This window comes from Pseudomonas triclosanedens (assembly GCF_026686735.1).
Taxonomy (GTDB): domain Bacteria; phylum Pseudomonadota; class Gammaproteobacteria; order Pseudomonadales; family Pseudomonadaceae; genus Pseudomonas; species Pseudomonas triclosanedens.
In genome coordinates this window covers 1,771,169-1,795,113 of record NZ_CP113432.1, presented here as the reverse complement: position 1 = coordinate 1,795,113, position 23,945 = coordinate 1,771,169, and the positions used below count along the sequence as shown (strand labels likewise).

Below are 23,945 nucleotides of genomic sequence, written 5' to 3'. Positions count from 1 at the left end.
CCCGGGCCGACGAAGCAACCGGACGCCCAATGGCTAAGCACAGCCAACCCGCTATCACGAGCCAGCCCCCAGGCTATCCGGGCTGAGCGCCAGGAATCGATCCAGCTCGGCCGGAGTCCCCAGCACATGCACATCCGTAACGGCGAGATCGGAAATGGAAATCTTGCACCCTTCGGCAATCATCTGCCGGTAGAGAGGGGCAATGTAACGCTCGCCGCGAACCAGGTTTTTCTCGTCGGAGAAGAACTGCTCATAGGCGTGGACATAGCCTGTGGCATCCGCAAACCAGTAGAGACCGATGGAAGCAAAGTCCGAAATCTTCTGCTTCTCTGCCAAATCCACAGCCCAGCCATCCTCCCCCAGCGCCACGAAACTCCAATGTTCGCCGGGAACCTGGAAGCACGGCACCCAGCCATCGGAACCGGCACGAATATGCTCTGGCTTAAGAGCATTCGGAACAACATAGGTGTCGATGTTGTAGACCAGCAAAGAGCCGTCCGGGTGCCACAGGTCGCGCGAGACATAGGCACTGGTGGCCTGGCCATCGGTAACCTGGTCCAGCTCCAGCACTCGCACATCCGCAAGGCCAAGCGCTTCGCTACGCTGCAGAACGTACTCAGCCGAATTGTTTTCCTTGAGACAGACGAAGATCACCCGGCTTTCGGCATCGAAAAAGTTCTTCAACGACAGCATTGACCAATCGAACAGGCTACGACCGTGCGCCATGATTTCATACTTGGGAACGGTATAGCCCGCCTCGTAGAAACGAGAGCCACGACCGGCCATAGTGATAACGACGTTCTGCATGCTCGCAGTTACTCCTGCCCCAGCAATTTATGGATTTCCTCTTCGCTCATACTGAGGAACTCATCCGGGCGCACAGCCCGATCATCGATGTAGAAGCCCTTGGTACGCGGCCAGGGCTTGCCGAACAGGATCTCGTCGTACGGCACATCCCACTTGGCCAACCACTCGAGCAGTACCGGTGCCGTGTGCTTGTTGATCAGCCCCAGGCTACCGCCATGGGTTTTCATGTTGCGCGCAGTGAACAACAGGATCCGATACCCCTTGGACTGATATTCTCGAAGCTTGTCGATCATCGACTGGCGGGGTAGCAACTCGGCATATGACTGATCAGCGGTCTTGATATCACAGAGCGTGCCGTCGATATCGACAACCAATACCCCGTCCATTTCCTCAAAGGCTGTGTTCACCTTCTACCTCGTCAAGAATCTGATGGGCTTTCAGCATGAAAGCGATCACTTTGTTCGGATAATCGATGTGCAGCGGCAACATGGAAAGGAACAGTGATGCCTCCCCAAGGCGCATGATCCGGGGCTCGAAGCCCATTTTCCGGACCTTCTGCAGGAATAATGGCTTCAACGAGGAATGGCCGCTGTGGCGCAAGCGCAACACCAAATCGTTGGCGTCAGAGAAGCCTACGTCGTACAACCCGTTATTGATGAAGTCATAATCTCCCATGACGCTGTGCGACACCTTGCACAGGTCATACAACGGGTGTGTCCACAACTCTGCCTCACTCACCGCCCCCTTGGGGTCGATCAGCTTGAGCAGATAACGCTGCTGGTCGTACAACAGGTTGGAGAAGCATGGATCACCATGCCCCACCACTAAGGAATCGGTAGCGAAGCCCTTCCGATACCGCTGATACAGCCTCAGGTAACGCGCCAGTTGCCGATTGATGTCGAGCGCCGGCGTTGCACTGGTAGCCAACTGATTGATCCGCAGCCCTTCTTCGCTTGTAAGAAACTGCCTGATCCTCGCTTCGAGTTTGTTGACGAACAGATCCTGGGCGATTTCGAGCGAGCGATCCCTGGAGCATTTCTGCCTGGGGCGCTCGGCGAGAAAGAACAGCAGACGCTCAACGAAGGGCTCGAACGTCTCGGCATCAAATGCACCGTGCACCCATTGCAGGGCAGCATCCGCCAAGTAATAGCGCAGCATCTTGTACGAGGCCCGATCACCCTCGTCCTGATAATCGAAGGGCTGGATCAACCACGGGCGCATGGACTCCGGCACCAAGCCATAGAAAGAGTACTCGGCCAGCATCTTTCGTTTGTCGCTTGAGCTCTTCGTATAGTAGTAAGAGTCGATCTGCACCTCGTTGAAATGGCGCGTAGCGGTCGATCCGCTGGTAAACGACAGAAAGTCACGGATCCTATCCAGATCCAGCGGCTCCACCGACTGGACACGCTGGCTTCCCTGCCACGCCCTATCCCATAGATGCAGCGGGCTTGCCTCGAACGCCGTCCACTGGTCCACGAGAAAATGCGCGTTCCGCAGAAAGACCAGTAGTGGTTTGTAGAGGCGGTCGGTGAAATCCTCCTCTGCGTAGGGAATACGTTCAACGAGCTGTGTCAGGCGCTCCGGCAGAGCAAAACCGGCCCGCGCTGCAATAATACATACCGCTGTACTTTCTCCGCTGGACTCCAAGGTCTGACGCAGGACCGCCATGTCCTCATCGTTACGCAGATGAACCAGGTGCGGGCGAGCCCACTCCGGCAATGCTGCACGAAAATACTCAACCAGAGTACGGCGCTTGAAGATGATATCGCCAAAACGGCGACGTCCTACCAGGCTACTCACCTCGCCCCGGGTAAATTCACGATCATCCAGGATCAACAAAAACATCTGACGAGAATCCGGCACGTCACGACCTCTGCAGTTTGAATCGCACCGAGAAGCACACGGCGCCAAGGAAAATGAGTGTCAACGCTACCAGCGCTAGCGACTGGTAAATGCCAAAGGCCTCGGTATTACCTACCCCACCACCCGGCAGGCTGGACAGAAGGCCAGAGACAAACAACGTGGCGAAATTCGGCTCACCAATCGAGAACTCATTGATGAACAGCGCCAGCGCCAGGATTTCCAGGGCCCAGACCAGCAGAGACAGCAACAGGAAGCCAGAGAGGCGGCCTTCCAGCGAACGGTGGATATCCTGCTCCAGCAAGCGCAACGAGTGGCTGGTTCGCAGCAGCCACAACCCACGAGCGCTATGGCTGGCCAATACAAGATGGCGGTTCAGATATACAGAGACCTTGGCAACCGCGAAGATCGCCAGCAACCCGAAGACACTAGCCAGAACAAATAGAATGAAGACGATGCGCATGGCGGGTGGAATGCTGATGTTGAAGACATAGAGCCCAAGAATGAAGGCTGCGATGACGAGTACATCTCCGAAGCGTTCGGCCAACCACACTGCAAAGGCCTTTCGACGCCCGCCGTAAACCTGGAAGAAGGCCGTCAATCGCAGCACTTCGCCGATCTTGAACGGCAGGAAACTGCTGGGGAATGCCGTCAACGTATGGGCAGCCATCAGCGGAAATACCTTATCCCTCTCATCAAGCGTCAGCAGCGTCAGTCGAAAGATGCGCACGATATGCGAGCAAAGATAAAGCGACATCACCCCCACGAACTCGGCCACACGCTCACTCGCTACAAAGTCCGCCAATGAAGACTTGTGCAGCCAGAGCCAGCCGAGGATCACTGCCAGCAAGATCCCCAGGTAGCAGCGAACGGTACTTTTCATCTGGACGCCGAGCCCTGGCGGTGCTGGATCTTCCCGCTATAGCTATCAAAAGGCTTGGCGCGCATTTCCCCACGGAGGAACCCACCGCGCTTAAAGAAATATCCGGCCAGAAGCCCGAGCACCTTGAATGCCTGGCGGAACAGTCGGACATTGGAAAGCTGGTCCTCCTCGCGCCAACTGATCGGGAAGAAGCGCACTTTCTGCTTACGATAGTAACTGGCGAGGAGCATGACGTAGTTGAACGTCAGGTCGTCCGGAAAACCCTTGTAATAGAACTCTCGCAAGGTTGAAACACGGTACAGATTAAGGCCTGAACCGAGATCGTAAATACTGCGGAGCACAACCAGAGAGAACAACGCGTTATATACGCGATTTCCGAAAGTTCGGAAGAACGAATAACCCTGGAGCCGGCTACCCGCCATGAAGCGCGCGCCCAGCAGGCAGTCGACATCCTGATGCTTTCCAGCCTCCAGCTCGGGAATCAGGTCGTGAATATCCGCCTGATCATCACCGTGAAGAACGACAATATAGTCATAGCCGTTCTCAACGGCATACCGCATGGCCGCCTTATGCGAGCCGCCCAGGCCATAGTTGTCATCATTACGCCAAGCGATGAATTCGCTCTGTACGAGCGTCTCGCTGCCCTGGCGAATAGCGGCTTCAAGCGTAGCGTCCGGAGAACGATTGTCCACGACGATTACCGTTTCGACCCAAGACTGGACCTTTGCATCGAACTGCTGAAGCACGCGGGGAATCTGTGCTTCACAGCGATAAGCTGGGATGAATACAAGTATGCGGGGCTTATTTTCCATGCGTCACGGCGCCTTGATCTTATTCATAAAATGAGTGAGAAACTTCATGAAAATGAAATTAGTTACGAGATTAAATGGGGTCACGAAGATCTTTGCGGCAACAGCCGCTTCGCCGCCAAGCAGCGAAGAAATCGCCGGATCGCCAAAAACTCGGACCATTAGATTGAGACAGTGCGAATACACCAGGATCGACAGAAACTGAAATGCCCAATAGAGCAGCAAAAAGCGCGAGCCAGCCCTACCAGTTGCCCGGAACACGCTCTTCAATGAGGTGAACCAAACGAACGTCACGCCCACATAAGAAGATATAAAGTTAGCCACTGCCGGAGAGATATCAAACAGCTTGACCAGCAGCGTATAAGTACTGAAATCACACAACCAACCCAGCCCGGATAGAAATACAAACCCCATGAACTGTCGTATATACTGAAGGCTCTGTTGCCTGACGGGGAAAATCACTTTAACGCCCCCTGCTGTTCGCTCAATTCAGGCTCGATAATGATTTGCTTCAGAGTCAGCACACCATGATTTTCAAACCATGTACGAACCTCGAGTTGAGGTACTTCTTCCTTCAACTCAAAGGTGAAGCGCAACAACCGATCCTCTCCCGCAGGCATTTCGGAGCTAGCTAGCGAGACAGGATTTTTTGGGTCGGCAAAAATACCGACATCTGCTTTATTCCCCGCCACCGTTGCCGAGTAGAGGACTGTCGCCTGGTAGCGTCCAGCAGGAACCCTGATGTAAGGTCCATAAGAAAGAAACCCGATCGGATCAATTCCGGCCTGAGCGACTCTCGTCGTGCCCACAGCCTTACCAAGCTGACCAGGCAGTTGATCGGCGGTCGCCACAAACCGCCCTCCTCGGCCCAACGCAAACAGAAGAGGATCCAAATTCTTCTGTACAACCTCATTCAGCGCCAAGCTGTCGTACAGCCAAACCTCTGAATCAGTATTCGCACAACTCACAACTTTGCTGGGTGCGGGGATGAGCCGTCCAATGGTTTCCGGCGTCAGATCGAACGACGAAACAGTTCCCGATCGCCGCAGAATTGCGAAATTATAATAATCAAAGCCGTATCTACCTGGATCAACGAGAGGGCCGAGGCTCATCATCTGAAAACGCGGGCTCACATTATTATAAACAGGCAGTATGTGAACTGGCTTATCCACCTTGTAAGCCACACCACGAGCATTCCAAAAATCAGCGATACCGCCGCGAAGCTCAAACCCATCAGCAGAGATCTGGTTCAAACAATTCCCGACCCGATCAGAATCTCCCGAAATGCCCTTATGAAGAACATCAGAAAAATCACTTCGCCCTGTCGAGTCAAATCGATTCTTTGCTGTAAGCAGCCCCATAAATACGAGCAGCAGAATGGCAAGCCAGGCAGCCCATCCAGACCAACGCAGATTAAAGCTACCCCGCGAGTCGATCATGGCTATGCAAAGCAAGACACCCAAGACTACCGGAAACGCAAAATACCTGTATCCCCAAAGATCTACGAGCCCACCCGAGAGCACCGCACCCGCCACATTGACTGGAAGCACGATCAACAAGAACAGCACGCAAAGGCTATAGCGCTGCCTTACATCCGAAAAATTGGAGCTGAACAGTGGATACTTACCCACATGTTCTCCACGCAGAGACTTCAGACTGAAAAGCCAATCGAGCACTACCCAAGCCATGCCTACAACGACCAGCACCGCAAGAGAGAATGTGTAAATATTATCCGGTGAAAAAGTGAGTTTCGTTGCCTGGACAAGCACATTGTAGGAGTTTAGCGCCGCATCAATTGTCATTGGGGCACGCCCGGCCAAGGCATCGTAAGGCAACAACTCCTTGTTAATTACTGTACCCAGAACCTGCCCAGCGATTACAACAAAAACGATCCAGACAACTGATTTAATCCTGCGCCTACCAACGAGAAGTACCAATATTGACGCAATGGACAGGACAATCAGCGGCAGCACAAAGGAAAGTGCAAATACCGAGGTCGAGGCAGCCCCCAGCATAGCGCCAACGAATACCCATACGGACCTCAGCATCCCACCCTTGCGCCAGAACTCAAGAGAGAATGCCATACAGAAAAGAGGAAAGAACAGTGCAGCAAAATGATTATTGGTGCTATTGAAGAACAACCACATACCGGAGTTTGAGGCAACCAACAAAGAAACACCAACTAACAGGACGATTGCCAGCCTTGCATTGAGCGAGACCTCTCCCATAAGCATAGTAACGAAGCGCGTAGAAACCCAAGCCAACAGTAATGCCTGTACAAGGCAAACAAAGACGACTCGCTCCATTACGCCAGGAAATACAAAGTAACCAATTGCGTAGGCCAACATATCCGGGAAGTAGGCAGGCGCAGGAGTTATTTTCCAGTCAAACCAACTTCCACCGTGGACAAAAATATCCACCATAATATTATCGAGAAGCGTCAGATCACTTTGAAGATAAGTCTTGAAAAACAGAAGCACAGGCATGACAGCCAGAACAAGCCAGGCTACAAGTAGACGATTCATTTATATCCAACTTCCCCAATCTGCTCCGCACATCAAGCATGCAGCGGAGCCTTCCAAGGCACTCCGTGCCCATGCAAAGCAGCTCAGAATTTCTCGAAAACACAGCGTTTGAGAAGCAGCCGGTTTTCTAACCTACATTTGGCACTACGCTTCGTTTGATGTCAGATTTTTCTGAAAGCCATCATTGGGATTGTACTTTTCTTCGCCAGGCCAGACTAGAGTATTTCCGAAGGCACTGTCAGGGACATACAGCCCTGCCACGCCGCAGCAAGGTGAATGCCTACTAGCTGCGGGGCGCGGATTTCTACGAGAAGGAAGGGCTTACGAAGGGGCGGCGGGAAGGCGAAGCAGCGAGGCGCATCTGGCAGCATATGGACGAACCGTCCGGCTAGATCCGATGACAGAAATAAAAAGCCCCAGCTGCAGCCAGCTGGGGCTTTGAATGTTGGTGGGTCGTGTAGGATTCGAACCTACGACCAATTGGTTAAAAGCCAACTGCTCTACCGACTGAGCTAACGACCCAACGCGAGGCGTATAATACTGATTTCTAACGTAAAAACAACACCCCTCGGAAACTTTTTTCAGAAGTATCGCGTCGGGTCGTCAACTCCTGCCATCGAGAAGCCTTCGGAACGCAGCCGACAGCTATCGCACTTACCGCATGCTCGCCCGTCATCGTCAGCCTGATAGCAGGACACCGTCAGGCTGTAGTCCACGCCTTGCGCGATACCTGCCTGAATGATCTGCGCCTTGGAAAGGAACTGCAGCGGCGCCTGGATGCGGAAGCCATCACCTTCGACCCCGGCCTTGGTCGCGAGATTTGCCAAGCGTTCGAAGGCCTCGACGAACTCTGGCCGGCAGTCCGGGTAGCCGGAGTAGTCCACGGCATTAACGCCAATGAAGATATCGCGCGCCCCCAGCACCTCCGCCCAGCCGAGGGCGAGAGAAAGAAACACCGTATTTCGTGCGGGCACATAGGTGACCGGAATGCCTTCGCCTGGCGCCTCAGGTACGTCGATACTGCTGTCGGTCAGGGCCGAGCCACCAATACCATTCAGATTGAGGCCAATCACCTTGTGCTCGATCACTCCCTGCTGGCGAGCCACTCGCTCGGCTGCCTGCAATTCGGCGCGGTGGCGCTGGCCGTAGTCGAAGCTCATGGTGTAGCAGGCATAGCCCTCGGCCTTCGCCAATGCAATCACGGTGGCAGAGTCTAGGCCGCCTGATAGCAGAATTACGGCTTTCTTATCAGTCATGAAGAACATCTCCTCCGTGCTCAGTGGCCCGGCTCGTCGTTCCAGAGAATCTTGTGGAGCTGCAGTTGCAGACGGACTGGCAGGTTGTCTGCCACGATCCAGTCGGCAAGGGCACGAGCGTCGACCTGTCGGTGACTGGGAGAGAACAGCACCTCACCTGCGCGCAGCTCCAGGCGATACTCGATGAGCTTGGAAACCGCCCAGTCGTAGTCGTCGCGGGAGCAGATGACGAACTTCACCTGGTCGTTTTGCGTGAGCTGCGCAATATTCTCGTAGCGATTACGGGCGACTTCGGCGGAGCCAGGGGTCTTCAAATCTAATACCCGGCTGACGCGACGATCCGTAGCGGAGATGTCGAGTGCGCCACTGGTCTCCAAAGAGACCTCGTAACCGGCATCGCACAAGTGCCGCAACAGCGGAACGCAATTGGGCTGGGCCAATGGCTCGCCGCCAGTGACGCAGACATAGATAGGTTTGTAGCTCGCGATACGAGCGAGAATGGTCTCGATGGACAGGATCTCGCCGCCGCTGAAGGCATAAGCGGTATCGCAGTACTGACAGCGCAGGGGACAGCCAGTCAGGCGTACGAACACCGTCGGCAAGCCGGCGGTGCGCGTTTCCCCCTGCAACGAGTAGAAAATCTCGGTGATTCTCAGAGTCTGTTGCATATCAGCCACGGGCGTGACGGCGATACAGGCCATCCGCCTCCGTTGCGTTGGAGTCGTGGGCGCGCGTCAACGCACCCGGCATATCCGGAGCGACGCAGACATCAGCGGAGCTGAAACCACTGGCGCTTCCGGGGGGCGGATTCTAACGAAAAAACCCGCGACAAGCGCGGGTTTCGGATTACGTGCGGGAGACTTTCACTTCAGGTTCTTGAGGTCCCGCTGAGACAACTGAGCGGCGGAGCTGCCCGGATACTGGGCGATAACCTGCTGGAGAATACCGCGGGCCTTGTCGGTGTTACCCAGACGACGCTCGACATCAGCGAGCTTGTACAGCGAATCCGGCACCTTGGCGCTACTCGGATAAGCCTGACTGACACGGGCGAAAGCCTGACCAGCGCCCTGCAGATCACCCTTGGCAAGGTTCACTTCGCCCAGCCAGTACTGGGCATTGCCGGCGTATTGGCTGTTTGGGTACTTGCGCAGGAAAGCCCCAAAGGCCTGACTGGCCTTGTCGAAGTCCTTGGCCTTGATTAGATCGAAGGCGGCATCGTAGTAGAGCTTTTCCTTTGCCGGATCGCCCGGCTCGCTGCTGGCGGCAGGCTGCTGAGTAGCGGCGGCTGCGCCGGCACCTGCAGCAACTCCGGCACTAGCGCCAGCAACTGGAGAATTCTGTTGAGCAGCACTGGCCGAACCGGCACCCGCACCACCGGAAATCCGGCTGTCAAGGTCCTGATAACGCTCCAGGTTTTCCTGCTTCATCTGCTGGATCTGGTTCTGCTGCTCTTCGAGCATGCCGCGCAGCCGGGACAACTCGTCCTGCATCTGCTGCAACTGCATGAACAGCTGTGCCTGTCCGGAGACGGGAGTTGTCATCCCGCCTCCGGCATAGGCGCCCTCTGCACCTGCGGTGCCATAACCCGAAGGCGGCGCGCTGGCATAGCCACCGCTACCGTCCTGTACCGGAACCGCGGCCGCCGCCATCAGGGGCAGACCGCATGCCAACAAGGTCAGAAAACGCAGGCGCATCGGCATCACGTCTTACTTCTTCAGCTCAACGCGACGGTTCTGGGCCCAGGACTGCTCGTCGTGGCCAGTAGCAACCGGACGCTCTTTACCATAGGAAACCAGTTCCAGTTGAGCCGGCGAAACGCCCTGCAGAACCAGGTAGCGTTGAACGGCCTTGGCACGACGCTCACCCAGAGCCATGTTGTACTCACGGGTACCGCGTTCGTCGGTGTGACCTTCCAGAACTACGCGCTGACCGGAAGATTTCAGGTCCTTGGCGTGTACGTCCAGAGCGCGCATGGCTTCCGGCTTCAGGTCGGAGCTGTCGTACTCGAAATAGAAGGTGGTGATAGCGCGCAGAGCAGCTTCGTCGCTCAGGGAGCCGTCAACGGCACCGCTGTTGGCACCGTAGCCTGCGTTCGGATCAACGCCGCCATTGGCGCCTTCACCAGTAGCATCGCCTTTCTTGGACGAGCAGCCTACTGCAACGGCCATGGCGAGGGCGATAACGGCAAATTTGCCGAATTTCAGCATTTCCATCATGTAACTCCTAATGAACCCCAGTGTATAAATTTGAAACAGTTGGCAACCGTCAGTTCAGGTAAGGGGACCAGGAAGGCTCGCGCACGTCGCCTTGAGCGGTGGGTAGCGGTAACCGAACACGTCCGTTGATGCTCACGAGCATCAACACGCCCCGGTCCTGCTGGCGGGTGGCATATATTAGCATCGTGCCATTGGGCGCAACAGTGGGCGAGTCGTCCAGAGTAGTGTTGGAAAGTACGCGCAGACTGCCGCGCTGAAGGTCCTGGGCCGCGATCTGGAAGTTGGTGAAACCGTCCTGGCGGTGAACCATTACGAGAGTTTTCTCATCCGCGGAAAGTTTCGGGTTGGCGTTGTAGTTGCCAATGAAAGTTACGCGGTCGGTTGCACCGGAGTTGACGTTCATTTTGTAGATCTGCGGCTTGCCACCGCGATCCGACGTGAAGTAAAGGGTCGAACCATCCTTGCCCCAGAAAGGCTCGGTGTCGATGGCGCCATTATTGGTCAGACGCCGCAGTTGACGGCTTCCCAGATCCATCACGTAGATTTCCGGGTTGCCATCGCGGGACAGCACGAACGCCAGGCGGTTGCCATCCGGGGAAAACGCCGGTGCACCGTTAAGGCCTTCGAAGTTGGAAATCTGCTCGCGGCGACCGGTATCGACATACTGCATGAAGATGCGCGGACGCTTCTGCTCGAAGGACACGTAGGCGATACGACGACCATCAGGGGAGAAGCGCGGCGACAGGATCGGCTCGCGAGACTGAAGCAGGGTCACCGGGCGAGCACCATCATAGTCGGCACGCTGCAAGGTGTAACGAGTATTGTCCACCGAGAAACGCTCCGCGGTCACATAGAGCAACTTGGTGGAGAACGCGCCCTTGATACCGGTGAGCTTCTCGAACGACTGGTCGGCGATGTAGTGCGCCATATCACGCATCTGTTCGGTGGTACCGCCCACGTTGCCGGTCATGACCTGCTGCTGAGTCGCCACGTTGAACAGCGCGTACTGGATCTGCAGACGACCGCCGGCCGGTACGATATTGCCGATCAGCACGTATTGCGCGCCAAGAGCTTGCCAGTCGCGGTAGATGACCTCGCTGGCCTGGGCCGGCTGGCTGATCATGTTCTGCCGCGGGATCGGCTCGAAGTAGCCGGAGTTACGCAGATCATTGCCGATGATGTTCGACATATCCTCGGGCAGAACGTTACCGCCCTGCCAGCCGAACGGAACTACGGCAATCGGTACGGCCGCGTCGCGACCGCTGGAGATCACCAGCGGGTCGGCGGCCTGCGCGACGCCGGCCACCAAAGCCAGGGCGAACAGCGCGAAGCGAATCAGGGTGCTCACAGACTTAAATCCTCCGGTTTGAAGACGATGCGGCGTTGACGGTAGAGACTATCGAACGTCGCACGATCCAGTTGTTGCATCTCGGGAATCCTACCGACGTTACGCACCGCAGCCACCGCAGACGCATCGAACGGTTTGTCGCCGCTCGAACGGGTCACGCTGGCATTGGTGATGGTACCGTCCGGCAACATCTGGATCAGCACCTCTACGCTCATTCCGTTACGCGCCGATGGCGGGCGGTTCCACTGCTCGCTCACCAGCTTGACGATCAGATCATCGAGGCTACCAGCCACTTCGTTGCCCTGCTCGTCAGCCAGAGCCTGCTGCCGCTGCGTATCGTCCGACAGCAGTTCAGCCAGCGCCTGGGCCTTCTTGTCTTCCTGCGCCTTGCGGGCAGCCGCCGCAGCGGCTTTCTTCTTGGCCGCCTCGACTGCTGCGGCCTTCTTCTTGGCCTCATCGGCTGCCGCTTTCTTCTTCGCGTCCTCAGCGGCCTGCTTCTTGGCCTCTTCCTCGGCCTTCTTCTTGGCGATATCAGCCCGCTGCTTCGCTTCGGCCGCCTTTGCCTCGGCCGCCTTTGCCTCGGCCGCCTTCTTGGCTGCGGCAGCATCAGCAGCCTTCTTGGCCTCTTCTGCCTTCTTGGATTCGGCAGCCTTTTGAGCCGCGTCGGCCTTCTTTTGTTCCTCGGCTTTTGCCGCAGCTATGGCCTGCTGCTCAGCCTTTTTCTGCTCCAACTGCTCTTGCTCGTACTGGCGCGACGAAGTCTTCTTCGCCTCGCCGGCGATCTTCTGGTTGGTCTGCTGGGTTGCCTGGCTCTTGGATTTCAGCTGGTACAAGGTCGCCTGAACGACCGGCCGCGAAGGCGGCAGCTCAGGTGTCATTGCCCAACTGACGAAGAGCATCGCGAAGATCAGGACGTGCAGGACTACGGCCAGAACGATCGGCCAGAAGTAGCTTTCCGATGGAGAGCGCTCGAGCTGGTGCATCAAGTCCCCGGCGCCTCGGTAATCAGACCGACATTGCCGACACCGGCCTTCTGCAGGCCGCCCATGACAGCCATGACCGAACCGTAGTCGACGGCTTTGTCACCACGGACGAAGACCTGGACTTTCTTACCCTGACGACTGTTCTCGGCCATGATTCCGGAAGCAGCGTTGACCAGTTGATCGAGGGATACAGCTGTCTGGCTGCCCTTGCCCTGATCGGGATCGACCTCGGACCCCATATTCCAGTAGTAGGTCTTGTCGGCCTTGATGGAGATGGTGAGAACGCGGGAGTCGTTGTCCTGCGGCAGCGCCTCACTGGAAACCTTGGGCAGGTCGACCTTGACCCCCTGGTTGAGCATAGGCGCGGTCACCATGAAAATGACCAGCAGCACCAACATCACGTCGATGTAAGGCACCACGTTCATTTCGGCGACCGGCTTGCGCTTGTGACGAACCCTTGCCATATCGGCTTACCTCTTACGTCGTCTTCAATCGTCGCTGGTATGCACTTTGCGGTGCAGGATGGCCTGGAACTCGTCGGCGAAGGTGTAGTAGCGGCCGATCAGAGTTTCCGCGCGAGCGGAGAAGCGGTTGTAGGCGATAACCGCCGGGATCGCCGCGAACAAGCCAATCGCAGTAGCGATCAGCGCTTCAGCGATACCCGGCGCCACGGTGGCGAGGGTTGCCTGCTGCACAGCAGCCAGGCCGCGGAAGGAGTTCATGATGCCCCACACGGTACCGAACAGACCGATGTACGGGCTGGTGGAACCAACAGTGGCAAGGAACGGCAGGCTGGTTTCCAGCTTTTCTTCCTCGCGGGAGATTGCAACGCGCATGGCACGGGAAACACCTTCCATCACCGCATCCGGATCGACGCCGGCCTGCTGGCGCAGACGGGAGAATTCCTTGAAACCGGCACGGAAAATCTGTTCCACGCCCGAATCCGGGTCGGGATTGCTGCCTGCCTGGCGATAGAGCTTGGACAGGTCGATGCCCGACCAGAAGCGCTCTTCGAAGTTTTCCAGGGCTTTCTTGGCCGAGCGCATCATATTGCTGCGCTGGAAAATCATGATCCACGAAGTGACCGAGGCGGCCACCAGGGTCAGCATGACCAGCTGTACCACGATGCTGGCGTTACTGATCAAGCTCCACATGGAAGTATGGTCGACGACGTTCGGTTCCACGTTAATCTCCTGCTGAAAGGGTGTCCGGACTGCCGGCAAATGCCGCACGCAACACATCTGGGATAGCGCGGGGTTTCAGGTTGTCCGCCCGCACGCACGCCACCAGGAATCGCCCCTCGCAGAGCAAGGTCGAATCCGACGCCCGCCGAACCTGTTGACGAAACCTCAGGCTCGCGCGGTTCAATTCCTCGACTTCGGCACTGACCAGCAGCTCGTCATCCAGACGGGCGGGCGCGTGGTAGCGCGCCTCGGCCGAGTGAACGACGAAAAGCAGGTTCTCTCCCGCCAGCTGTGACTGGGCGAAGCCCAGGTCACGCAGCCGCTCGGTACGAGCCCGCTCCATGAACTTGAGGTAATTGACGTAGTAGACGATGCCGCCGGCATCGGTGTCTTCGTAATAGACCCGATACCGCATCTGGAACGGCTGACCCCCGTGTTGCGCGCGCATACTCTAGAACCAAGTCAGGGCTTTGCCAATCGGCAATCGCCCACAAATGCAATTAATTACCATCTTCAGGGGAAAACATATCCGACGTTGCCCCCTCCCCCATCCGCTTCGGCACGTTCAGGCCGAAATGCAGATACGCGTGCCGGGTAACTACACGGCCTCGCGGCGTACGCATGATGTAACCCTGCTGGATCAGATACGGCTCCAGCACATCCTCGATCGTGTGTCGCTCCTCACTGATCGCAGCGGCCAGGTTATCAATCCCCACCGGGCCACCATCGAACTTGTCGATCATGGTCAGCAGCAGGCGACGGTCCTGGTGATCGAAGCCCCGCTCATCCACGTCCAGCAGGTTCAAGGCCTTGTCAGCCACATCACTGCTGATGTGCCCCGTACCGCGCACCTCGGCGAAATCACGCACGCGACGCAACAGCCGGTTGGCGATACGCGGCGTACCGCGGGCGCGCCGGGCGATCTCGTAGGCCCCGGCAGGCTCGATTTCCAGACCAAGAATGCCCGCTGATCGAGCGACGATGGTGGACAGGTCATCCACTCCGTAGAACTCAAGACGCTGCACGATGCCGAAGCGGTCACGCAAAGGATTGGTCAGCATGCCAGCCCGAGTAGTCGCCCCCACCAGGGTGAAGGGCGGCAGGTCCAGCTTGATCGAGCGGGCTGCAGGGCCTTCGCCGATCATGATGTCCAACTGGAAGTCCTCCATCGCCGGGTACAGGACCTCTTCAACAATGGGGGACAGCCGATGAATCTCGTCGACGAACAGGACGTCGTTCGGCTCGAGGTTGGTCAACAGCGCGGCCAGGTCGCCCGGTCGTTCCAGCACCGGGCCGGAAGTGCTCTTTAGCGACACCCCCATTTCCTGAGCGATGATGTTCGCCAGAGTGGTCTTGCCCAAGCCGGGCGGCCCGAAGATCAGTGTGTGATCCAGCGCCTCGTTCCGCCCCTTGGCCGCCTGAATGAACAGTTCCATCTGCTCACGCACCACTGGCTGACCGATGTACTCGGCCAGCTTCAGCGGGCGGATAGCGCGGTCGAACTGCTCTTCGCGGTCGCGCCCGGAACCTGCGGAAATCAGGCGATCAGCTTCGATCATCGATAGGTACCTAGACCATGCCTTTCAACGAGCGGCGTATGAGCTCTTCGCTCGACAATCCCTCTTCCTGTACTGCCGCCACGGCGCGACTGGCCTCCTGCGGTTTGAAACCCAGTGCGATAAGCGCACTGACAGCATCGGATTCGGCGCTTGAGACTGCGGTGACCAACTTCGGTTCCACCACCAGCGGTGCGATCGAGGGAATATTTTCCCAGGCCTTGAAACGGTCTTTGAGCTCAACCAGCAAACGCTCGGCGGTCTTCTTGCCCACTCCCGGGATCTTCACCAGGGTGGAAGTGTCCTGCGCCTGAACGCAGCGTACCAGCTCATCGACTTCCAGACCCGACATCAGTGCAAGAGCAAGTTTCGGCCCCACTCCGTTGAGACGTATCAGCTCGCGGAACAGCTCGCGCTCACGCTTTTCGGCAAAGCCATAGAGCAGGTGCGCATCCTCACGCACCACCAGATGCGTGTGCAGCGTCACCGGCTCACCGACACTCGGCAAGCGATAGAGCGTGGTCATCGGCACTTCCAGCTCGTAACCCACACCATTCACATCGACGATCATGTGTGGCGGCTGTTTCTCCACCAGCGTGCCGCGCAGGCGTCCAATCACAGGTCCATATCCTTAAACAAGCTTGAGTCGGAGGTTACAGGCGCAAACGCCCACCGCGCCGGCGCGCGCCAACCAGCCCATGTGGCAGCAGGCTTTGCCGGGTGTGCGCGTGACAGAGCGCAATGGCCAAGGCATCGGAGGCGTCGATCTGCGGCTTCTGCACCAGCTTGAGCAAGTGCATCACCATCATCTGCACCTGCTGCTTGTCCGCACCGCCGGTACCGGCGATAGCCTGCTTGACCTGGCTGGCGGTGTACTCGGCGATCAGCAAGCCTTCCTCCGCCGCCGCCACGATAGCTGCGCCTCGCGCCTGCCCGAGCTTGAGGGCGGAATCGGCATTACGCGCCATGAAGACCTGCTCGATGCCCATCATGGTTGGCCTGTAGGTCTGGATGACCTCTCGCACGCCGCGAAACACAATCTGCAAACGCTCGTGCAACTCGCCATTGCCAGTACGGATGCAACCAGAGGCGACGTACTCGCACCCCCGTCCCGTGTCGCGCACCACGCCGAAGCCGGTGATGCGCGAGCCAGGGTCGATTCCGAGAATCAGGGTCATATCCGTTCGATCACACCTTGTAGCGCCAGGCCAGATATCAAAAACCGGAAGCGGGAGACGCCGCATCCGACCACCCCCGCTTCCGGCTTCATCGTTGCGCCGGTGAACGGATCAGCCCAGTTGGGCCATCACCTCATCCGGAATATCCGCATTGGAGTAGACGTTCTGCACATCATCCAGGTCTTCGAGCATGTCGATCAGCTTGAGCACCTTCTGCGCGGTTTCAAGATCAAGCGTCGCGGTAGTCGACGGGATCATGGTGACCTCCGACTCCTCCCCTTTGAAACCAGCCTCGGCCAGCGCCTCGTTGACCGAAATGAAGTCAGTGAAGCTGGTGAACACGTCAATGGATCCGTCATCGTTGACCACCACGTCGTCAGCACCAGCCTCCAGCGCAGCATCCATCAGGGCTTCTTCGTCAACACCCGGCGCGTAGCTGATCTGACCCTTGCGCTCGAACATGTAGGCCACCGAACCATCGGTACCAAGGTTGCCGCCGCACTTGCTGAAAGCATGGCGCACTTCGGCCGCGGTGCGGTTGCGGTTGTCGGTCATGGCTTCGACGATGATCGCCACGCCGCTGGGCGCGTAACCTTCGTAGGTCAGCTCGGCCATGTTGTCCGCTTCGCTGGAACCCACGCCACGCTGGATGGCGCGGTCAATGGTGTCGCGGGTCATGTTGGCGGTCAGCGCCTTGTCCACGGCCAGACGCAGACGCGGATTGTCTGCGGGAACTCCACCACCCTGCTTGGCGGCAACGGTCAGCTCACGAATGAGCTTGGTGAAGATCTTGCCCTTCTTGGCGTCCTGACGTTCCTTGCGGTGCTTGATGTTGGCCCATTTGGAATGACCAGCCATAACTCACTCCGTATCGCTTGTTTCGGCACGCGGCTCCCGATGACGAGAGCCGCTGCAGGTTGAATCGACTTACTCGGCAGCCTTCTGCTGCTCGCGCAGGCGGATGTGCAGCTCGCGCAGCGCCTTGCCATCCACGGTCCCCGGAGCCTGCGTCATAACGTCGCCAGCGCTCTGGGTTTTCGGGAAGGCGATGACTTCGCGGATCGAGGCCGCGCCGGTCATCAGCATCACCAGACGGTCCAGACCGAAGGCCAGGCCACCGTGCGGCGGCGCGCCGTACTTGAGGGCGTCGAGGAGGAAGCCGAACTTCTCTTCCTGCTCCGCATCGTCGATGCCCAGCACGCGGAATACAGCCTGCTGCATGGCCTTGTCGTGGATACGGATGGAACCACCGCCCAGTTCGGTGCCGTTGAGCACCATGTCGTAGGCACGGGACAGCTTGTCGGCCGGGTTGGCCTCAAGCTCTTCCGGAGAGCACTTGGGCGCAGTGAACGGGTGGTGCAGGGACGTCAGGCTGCCGTCGTCGTTCTCTTCGAACATCGGGAAGTCCACAACCCACATCGGCGCCCACTCCTTGGTGAGCAGCTTGAGGTCATGGCCGACCTTGATACGCAGCGCGCCCAGGGCATCGCAGACGATCTTGGCCTTGTCGGCGCCGAAGAACACGATGTCGCCGTCGACCGCACCGACGCGATCGAGGATCACGTTCAGGTTGGCTTCCGGGATGAACTTGACGATCGGCGATTGCAGGCCTTCCACGCCCTTGGCGCGTTCGTTGACCTTGATGTAGGCCAGGCCCTTGGCACCGTAGATGCCGACGAACTTGGTGTAGTCATCGATCTGGCTGCGCGGCATGGAGGCGGCGCCCGGTACGCGCAGGGCGGCGACGCGGCCCTTCGGATCATTGGCCGGGCCGGAGAAGACCTTGAACTCCACTTCCTTCAACTGATCGGCAACGTCGACCAGCTCCAGCGGGATACGCAGGTCCGGCTTATCCGAACCATAGCGGCGCATGGCTTCTTCGAAGGACATGTGCGGGAACTCGTCGAACTCGACGTTCAGCACCTCCTTGAACAGCTGGCGAACCATCTTCTCGGTGATCTCGATGATGTCGCTTTCGTCAAGGAAGCTGGTCTCGATGTCGATCTGGGTGAACTCCGGCTGGCGGTCGGCACGCAGGTCTTCGTCGCGGAAGCACTTGGCAATCTGGTAGTAGCGGTCGAAACCGGCCACCATCAGCAGTTGCTTGAACAACTGGGGCGACTGCGGCAGAGCGAAGAAGTGCCCCGGATAGGTACGGCTCGGCACCAGGTAATCGCGCGCGCCTTCAGGGGTCGGGCGGCCAAGGATCGGGGTTTCGACATCGAGGAAACCATTGTCATCCAGGTAACGGCGGATGCTGCTGGTGATGCGTGCACGCAATTTCAGCTTGGCGGCCATTTCCGGGCGACGCAGATCGATGAAGCGGTAACGCAGGCGTGTTTCCTCGCCCACATCGGAGTATTCGTCCAGCGGGAACGGCGGAGTCTCGGCCTGGTTCAGCACTTCCAGCTCGTAACCCAGCACTTCAATGGCGCCGGAAGCCATGTTGGCATTGCGCGCGCCTTCAGGGCGCAGGCGTACCTTGCCGGTAATCTTCACCACGTACTCGCTGCGCACGCGGTCGGCCTTGGCGAAGGTCTCGACACGATCCGGGTCGAACACGACCTGGGCCAGGCCCTCGCGATCACGCACATCGAGGAAGATTACCCCGCCGTGGTCGCGGCGACGGTGGACCCAACCGCAAAGAGTGACTTCCTGGCCGTCCAGGCTCTCGTTCAACTGGCCGCAATAATGGCTGCGCATCATGGTGTGTTTCGCTTCTCGAAAGTCTTGAATTCTAGGGAACCGCTCATTCGCTGGCGGAGCAGCCGCCACCACCGCATCCGGTGGCCGGACAGGCCGCAGGAGCATCACCGGAAGCCAGATTCTTCTTCGCTCCGGTCTTGAAGTCGGTCTCGTACCAACCGCGTCCGCCCAGACGGAAGCCTGGCGCCGACAACATCTTCTTCAATTCAGGGGCCTGGCAGGCCGGGCAATCGACCAACGGCGCATCACTGAACTTCTGAATGGCTTCCAACTGATGTGCGCAGGATTGGCACTGATATTCGTAAATCGGCATCGGACACCTTGGCTGAGACAGCGCCACGGGCCCGCATCCCGCGGCAAAGGCGCGGATTATAGCCTGAAAAATCCAAGGCTTGCAGCCAGCCCAACATACGCTGCTCGCGCCCCCACAACTGCCAATTCAATAGAATCTGCCTATCGGGTACCTTGACAGATGCCAAGAGGATTGCGCGCGCAGCGATGTTAGCCTGACCCCCGAGAAACCAATCGACAGACGAACGATGAGGAGGTCGCCGTGGAAATCAACATTGGAATCGCTGAACACGATCGCGCCGTCATTGCCGAAGGCCTGTCACGACTACTGGCCGACACCTACACACTCTACCTGAAGACCCACAACTTCCACTGGAACGTCACCGGCCCGATGTTCAACACTCTGCACCTGATGTTCGAAGGACAGTACAGCGAGCTCGCGCTGGCGGTCGACAGCATAGCGGAGCGCATTCGCGCACTGGGCTTCCCCGCACCGGGCACTTATGCCGCATACGCCCGACTCTCCTCGATCAAGGAAGAGGAGGGCGTGCCGGATGCAAGCGAGATGATCCGACAACTGATACAGGGACAGGAAGCAGTGGTACGCACCGCACGCGGCCTGTTCCCGCTGCTGGACAAGGTCAACGACGAACCGACCGCCGACCTGCTAACCCAGCGCATGCAGGTGCACGAGAAGACGGCCTGGATGCTCCGCAGCCTGCTCGCCAGTTGATGCGTATATAGAAAGAAGCCCGCCTCGAGACGGGCTTCTCCTCTCTGCAAACTGCCTAAGCGGTTGATTTGAGTAGCTTACTGGATTGCGGTTAAATACGACCGTGCGCGCCCGCGCATAGGCCGTCCGGCACGCTTTCACCACTTTACTCGGCGCTGCACCGGTGGACGGCTGTTTCCTAGTTACCGCCAAGGTGAATCCGTAGCCATGTTGAAGATCGTCCACTTACTGTCGGGCATTGCAGCCCTCCTGCTGTCGCTGGTCCCCAGCTTCCGCAGCGATGCACTCCCCTACCTGCAACAGAGCGATGCCATTTATCTGACCCTGCTCGGCCTGACCAGCGTGCTGCTCGCGCCAAGCCTCAGCTCAAAGCAACCCTCTGCACTGCAGAGCCTCTCGAGCGCTCTGCTCGTCCTGGCCATCGTGCTGCAGATACTGATCCTGCTCGCACCGCTGCCATTCATCGGCGAACAGCCCGCGATCCTCCTCCCCCTGCTGAGCCTGGCCGCGGCAGTGGCGCTGCAGTGGATCGCCAGCCTGAAGAACAGCAGGCCAGCCCCCAGCTACATTCCAACCAGCGATGAAAACCGCGAAACCGGCACGGTGAAGTGGTTCAACACATCCAAGGGCTTCGGCTTCATTTCCCGCGACACCGGCGAAGACATCTTCGTGCACTTCCGCGCCATTCGTGGAGAAGGTCACCGCATCCTGATCGAAGGCCAGCGCGTTGAGTTCTCCATAGTCCAGCGCGACAAGGGACTTCAAGCCGAAGATGTGATCGCAGCCCTCCCCAACCGCCGCTGAACCGCCATAACGAAAAGCCCGCCAGATGGCGGGCTTTTTCATGTCTCTTAGTAATGCGGCGGAGGCGCCTCGTCCTCGGACACGCCAACCTGCCCCTGAAGATCCTCGAGGCGCTTGATCAGAGCCTGCATCTGCAGGCGCAACCGCTCGATCACCCGCTCCTGCTCATAGACCACATCGCTCAGGGTCTGCAGCGCATCGTCCTGGAACGCCAGCCGGCTCTCCAGGTCAGCCATACGATCTTCCAGCTCCATCACTCACTCCTGCGCGAAACGGAAACCATCGCCAAGCGCCATGCCCAGCTTCTCGCGAACTTCCGCCAACTCATCGACGGAGTAAGGCACCGCGGGATGACGGCCCCAGACCGGCCCCGGCCAGGCCGCGTCGTCACGGCGACGGACGATTACATGCACATGCAGCTGACTGACGACGTTACCAAGATTGGCAACATTCATCTTGTCGGCACAAAACGTATCCTTGAGGATTTCCGCCAGTTGAGTAGCCTCTCGCCAGAGTTGCTGCTGATCATCGGCATCGAGCTGGAACACCTCGCTGACATCTTCGCGACGCGGCACCAGGATGAACCACGGGTACTGCGAGTCATTCATCAGCAGCAGGCTGCTCAAAGGAAAATCCCCCACCAGGACTGTGTCCTGCTTCAGACGGGAATCCAGGACGAACATAACCACCTCTCCTGTTCGACGAACGCGTGAAATAAGACCAGCCCCGCACAAGGACTAAAGGGCGCGCAGAATACTAGAGCAGCCGCCCAACGAACACGCCCGCCGGACGCACTCTCACAGAGCGCACCCCTGACAGCCCTGCCCCAGCTCCGTGCACAGACGACAGAACAGATTCCGACAACAGGCCGCACGATGCGATTTCACGTACAAGAGCGCTGAAAAACGTAGAAAAATCGTCAAATCAGTACGCACCGTCAAAAACCGAGTCAAACACCACATCAAGCTGTTTATTGCAAAACCGCAACGGAAACCGTGAAATGCGCTATCGCACCGCAGTTCTTGCGATGCACAGCGGCGACAGTGCAGTTGTGCACGGTTGTTGCTAGGGAGGAAGGACTCGCCGCCGTCCTCGTGCCTGGATACCGACACGATCATGGCGCCGAACTGAACCAGAAAGTGGTCAATGGAGAACCGAACCACACTGACTGACGCGTCGAACGAGATGCGGCAAACGGGGAGTGCAATCTCTTTTTGCAACATCGAAGCTACCTGAATGCGACATAGTTCATGCAGGTTTGCGACAGTCCCGTAAAGTTTTCGCGTGATTAATTGGGCAACTATCGCCAAGGCTACACGCGTGCTATAAGTTAGCGCCGACAAAAAGAAAGAGCCGTCACCGCGGCACTGTGATGGCAGATAATTTCAAAACCAAAGGAGCAATCACAATGAAAGTGATGAAGTGGAGCGCCATCGCCCTGGCGGTTTCTGCAGGCACCACGCAACTGGCAATGGCCGAACCCTTCGTAGGTAATCAGGCTGATTCCAAAGGCTTTGTCGAAGACAGCAGCCTGAACTTCCTGGTTCGCAACTACTACTTCAATCGCGATCAGCGCAACGGCGGCGGCAACGTTGCCGACTCTTCCAAAGCCAGCGGCTACAAGAACGGCTACCGCGAAGAGTGGACCCAAGGTTTCTGGGGCAACTACAGCTCCGGCTTCACCCAGGGCACCGTAGGCTTCGGAGTTGACGCCTTCGGCTACCTCGGCCTGAAACTGGACTCCGGCCGCGGCCGTACCGGTACAGAAAACCTTGCAATCAGCGACGACGGCACTCCGCAAGACTCCTTCGGCAAAGCCGGCGCCGCCGTCAAGGTCCGCGTATCCAAGACCGAGCTGAAAGCCGGTGACATGCAGCCGACCGCCCCGGTCTTCGCCGTTGGCGGCACCCGCCTGCTACCCCAGACCGCTAGCGGCCTGGCCATCATGAGCAGCGAGATCGACGGCCTGGATCTGGAAGGCGGTCACTACTACTCCGGCACCAGCCAGAACGACACCAGCCACGACGGTGAAATCTGGGCGAACTACGCTGGCGAATCCGCCAAGACCGCCGATTTCATCGGCGGCAAGTACGCGTTCAACGATAGCTTCAGCGCATCCCTGTACGGTGCCAAGCTGGAAGACATCTGGAACCAGTACTACGTCAACCTGAACTACACCCTGCCAATCGCCGACAACCAGTCCCTGGGCTTCGACTTCAACTACTACAACACCCAGGACGAAGGCAAGTCGAAAGCTGGCGACATCAACAACAACACCTTCTCGCTGGCTGCCGCGTACACCATCAGCGCGCACACCTTCACCCTGGCCTTCCAGAAAGTGAATGGCGATACCCCGTTCGACTACATCGGTATCGGCGACAACAACAAGGGCGGCGATTCGATCTTCCTCGCCAACTCCGTTCAGTACTCCGACTTCAACGGCCCGGGCGAAAAATCCTGGCAGGCTCGCTACGACCTGAACATGGCCGAGTACGGCGTACCCGGCCTGACCTTCATGGGCCGCTACATCAACGGTAAGGACATCGACGGCACCAACGTTGACCTGTCCACCAGCGCCTATGTCGTGCACAACGACGACGGCACCGTCTCCTCGCTTTACGGCAAGGACGGCAAGCACCACGAGACCAACCTGGAAGCCAAGTACGTGATTCAGGAAGGCGCTGCGAAGGACCTGTCCTTCCGCATCCGTCAAGCCTGGCACCGCGGCAACTCCGACCAGGGCGAAGGCGACGTGGACGAATTCCGTCTGATCGTCGACTACCCGCTGTCCGTTCTGTAATACAGA

General features: G+C 58.1%; 27 protein-coding genes and 1 tRNA gene. 3 read left to right on the top strand and 25 right to left on the bottom strand.

Going from position 1 to position 23,945, the window contains the following annotated elements; translation table 11 throughout:
* Positions 1-54: 54 nt before the first annotated feature.
* From OU419_RS08550 to OU419_RS08440, 23 genes are all read right to left on the bottom strand, one after another.
* Positions 55-807, bottom strand: a complete 753-nt coding sequence (locus OU419_RS08550; RefSeq protein WP_254471438.1) for a glycosyltransferase family 2 protein — start codon at positions 805-807, stop codon at positions 55-57.
* A gap of 8 nt (positions 808-815) precedes the next feature.
* The gene (locus OU419_RS08545) at positions 816-1,214 is read right to left on the bottom strand and encodes an HAD family hydrolase (protein ID WP_254471439.1); all 399 of its coding nucleotides are present in this window, start codon (positions 1,212-1,214) and stop codon (positions 816-818) included.
* Positions 1,198-2,652, bottom strand: a complete 1,455-nt coding sequence (locus tag OU419_RS08540) for a hypothetical protein (RefSeq protein ID WP_254471440.1) — start codon at positions 2,650-2,652, stop codon at positions 1,198-1,200. The genes OU419_RS08545 and OU419_RS08540 overlap by 17 nt, the downstream gene beginning before the upstream one ends.
* 19 nt (positions 2,653-2,671) lie before the next feature.
* Entirely contained in the window at positions 2,672-3,550 is an 879-nt protein-coding gene (locus tag OU419_RS08535) for a lysylphosphatidylglycerol synthase domain-containing protein (RefSeq protein WP_254471441.1), read from the bottom strand.
* The gene (locus tag OU419_RS08530; protein ID WP_254471442.1) at positions 3,547-4,362 is read right to left on the bottom strand and encodes a glycosyltransferase family 2 protein; all 816 of its coding nucleotides are present in this window, start codon (positions 4,360-4,362) and stop codon (positions 3,547-3,549) included. The genes OU419_RS08535 and OU419_RS08530 overlap by 4 nt, the downstream gene beginning before the upstream one ends.
* 3 nt (positions 4,363-4,365) lie before the next feature.
* Positions 4,366-4,821 (bottom strand): GtrA family protein, encoded by a 456-nt coding sequence (locus tag OU419_RS08525; RefSeq protein ID WP_254500540.1) that lies wholly within the window; start codon positions 4,819-4,821, stop codon positions 4,366-4,368.
* A complete protein-coding gene (locus OU419_RS08520; protein WP_254471444.1) occupies positions 4,818-6,884 on the bottom strand; it encodes a hypothetical protein in 2,067 nt (688 codons plus the stop codon). Before OU419_RS08520 ends, OU419_RS08525 begins: the two co-directional genes overlap by 4 nt.
* 446 nt (positions 6,885-7,330) lie before the next feature.
* A tRNA-Lys gene (locus OU419_RS08515) sits at positions 7,331-7,406 on the bottom strand.
* Between the two features lie 59 nt (positions 7,407-7,465).
* A complete protein-coding gene (gene queC / locus OU419_RS08510; protein WP_254471445.1) occupies positions 7,466-8,140 on the bottom strand; it encodes a 7-cyano-7-deazaguanine synthase QueC in 675 nt (224 codons plus the stop codon).
* A gap of 20 nt (positions 8,141-8,160) precedes the next feature.
* On the bottom strand, positions 8,161-8,808 hold the full coding sequence (queE, locus tag OU419_RS08505) for a 7-carboxy-7-deazaguanine synthase QueE (protein WP_254471446.1): 648 nt from the start codon (positions 8,806-8,808) through the stop codon (positions 8,161-8,163).
* A gap of 195 nt (positions 8,809-9,003) precedes the next feature.
* Entirely contained in the window at positions 9,004-9,840 is an 837-nt protein-coding gene (ybgF, locus tag OU419_RS08500) for a tol-pal system protein YbgF (RefSeq protein ID WP_254471447.1), read from the bottom strand.
* Positions 9,841-9,846: 6 nt separating this feature from the next.
* Entirely contained in the window at positions 9,847-10,353 is a 507-nt protein-coding gene (gene pal / locus OU419_RS08495; RefSeq protein WP_254471448.1) for a peptidoglycan-associated lipoprotein Pal, read from the bottom strand.
* Positions 10,354-10,405: 52 nt separating this feature from the next.
* Positions 10,406-11,704, bottom strand: coding sequence for a Tol-Pal system beta propeller repeat protein TolB (gene tolB, locus OU419_RS08490; protein WP_254471449.1), 1,299 nt, complete (start codon positions 11,702-11,704; stop codon positions 10,406-10,408).
* The gene (tolA, locus tag OU419_RS08485) at positions 11,701-12,690 is read right to left on the bottom strand and encodes a cell envelope integrity protein TolA (RefSeq protein ID WP_254471450.1); all 990 of its coding nucleotides are present in this window, start codon (positions 12,688-12,690) and stop codon (positions 11,701-11,703) included. The genes tolB and tolA overlap by 4 nt, the downstream gene beginning before the upstream one ends.
* On the bottom strand, positions 12,687-13,151 hold the full coding sequence (gene tolR, locus OU419_RS08480) for a protein TolR (protein WP_254471451.1): 465 nt from the start codon (positions 13,149-13,151) through the stop codon (positions 12,687-12,689). The genes tolA and tolR overlap by 4 nt, the downstream gene beginning before the upstream one ends.
* A 24-nt stretch (positions 13,152-13,175) precedes the next feature.
* The gene (gene tolQ, locus OU419_RS08475; RefSeq protein WP_254471452.1) at positions 13,176-13,871 is read right to left on the bottom strand and encodes a protein TolQ; all 696 of its coding nucleotides are present in this window, start codon (positions 13,869-13,871) and stop codon (positions 13,176-13,178) included.
* A 1-nt stretch (position 13,872) separates the two neighbouring features.
* Positions 13,873-14,319: a tol-pal system-associated acyl-CoA thioesterase gene (gene ybgC, locus OU419_RS08470; RefSeq protein ID WP_254471453.1), complete on the bottom strand. Its 447-nt coding sequence runs from the start codon at positions 14,317-14,319 to the stop codon at positions 13,873-13,875.
* 52 nt (positions 14,320-14,371) lie between these two features.
* Positions 14,372-15,430: a Holliday junction branch migration DNA helicase RuvB gene (ruvB, locus tag OU419_RS08465; protein ID WP_254471454.1), complete on the bottom strand. Its 1,059-nt coding sequence runs from the start codon at positions 15,428-15,430 to the stop codon at positions 14,372-14,374.
* A gap of 10 nt (positions 15,431-15,440) precedes the next feature.
* Positions 15,441-16,046 carry a Holliday junction branch migration protein RuvA gene (ruvA, locus tag OU419_RS08460; protein WP_254471455.1) on the bottom strand — a complete coding sequence of 202 codons (606 nt, stop codon included), beginning with the start codon at positions 16,044-16,046 and terminating at the stop codon, positions 15,441-15,443.
* Positions 16,047-16,080: 34 nt separating this feature from the next.
* Positions 16,081-16,605 (bottom strand): crossover junction endodeoxyribonuclease RuvC, encoded by a 525-nt coding sequence (ruvC, locus tag OU419_RS08455; protein WP_254471456.1) that lies wholly within the window; start codon positions 16,603-16,605, stop codon positions 16,081-16,083.
* A 111-nt stretch (positions 16,606-16,716) separates the two neighbouring features.
* Entirely contained in the window at positions 16,717-17,463 is a 747-nt protein-coding gene (locus tag OU419_RS08450; RefSeq protein WP_254471457.1) for a YebC/PmpR family DNA-binding transcriptional regulator, read from the bottom strand.
* Between the two features lie 69 nt (positions 17,464-17,532).
* Complete coding sequence (gene aspS / locus OU419_RS08445; protein ID WP_254471458.1) at positions 17,533-19,311, bottom strand: aspartate--tRNA ligase; 1,779 nt, start codon at positions 19,309-19,311, stop codon at positions 17,533-17,535.
* A gap of 43 nt (positions 19,312-19,354) precedes the next feature.
* Complete coding sequence (locus tag OU419_RS08440) at positions 19,355-19,624, bottom strand: FmdB family zinc ribbon protein (protein WP_254471804.1); 270 nt, start codon at positions 19,622-19,624, stop codon at positions 19,355-19,357.
* A gap of 240 nt (positions 19,625-19,864) precedes the next feature.
* Between OU419_RS08440 and OU419_RS08435 the strand changes: the two genes are divergently transcribed.
* On the top strand, positions 19,865-20,335 hold the full coding sequence (locus OU419_RS08435; protein ID WP_254471459.1) for a Dps family protein: 471 nt from the start codon (positions 19,865-19,867) through the stop codon (positions 20,333-20,335).
* A 207-nt stretch (positions 20,336-20,542) separates the two neighbouring features.
* Positions 20,543-21,139, top strand: a complete 597-nt coding sequence (locus OU419_RS28905; RefSeq protein WP_302328910.1) for a cold-shock protein — start codon at positions 20,543-20,545, stop codon at positions 21,137-21,139.
* Between the two features lie 47 nt (positions 21,140-21,186).
* Here OU419_RS28905 and OU419_RS08425 read toward each other — a convergent pair whose 3' ends face one another.
* Together OU419_RS08425 and OU419_RS08420 are read right to left on the bottom strand one after the other, a co-directional pair.
* Positions 21,187-21,393 carry a SlyX family protein gene (locus OU419_RS08425; RefSeq protein WP_254471460.1) on the bottom strand — a complete coding sequence of 69 codons (207 nt, stop codon included), beginning with the start codon at positions 21,391-21,393 and terminating at the stop codon, positions 21,187-21,189.
* Between the two features lie 3 nt (positions 21,394-21,396).
* Complete coding sequence (locus tag OU419_RS08420) at positions 21,397-21,822, bottom strand: HIT family protein (protein ID WP_254471461.1); 426 nt, start codon at positions 21,820-21,822, stop codon at positions 21,397-21,399.
* Positions 21,823-22,547: 725 nt separating this feature from the next.
* On the opposite strand from OU419_RS08420, the gene OU419_RS08415 reads away from it, so the two are divergent.
* Positions 22,548-23,939, top strand: coding sequence for an OprD family porin (locus tag OU419_RS08415; RefSeq protein WP_254471462.1), 1,392 nt, complete (start codon positions 22,548-22,550; stop codon positions 23,937-23,939).
* Positions 23,940-23,945 lie beyond the last annotated feature (6 nt).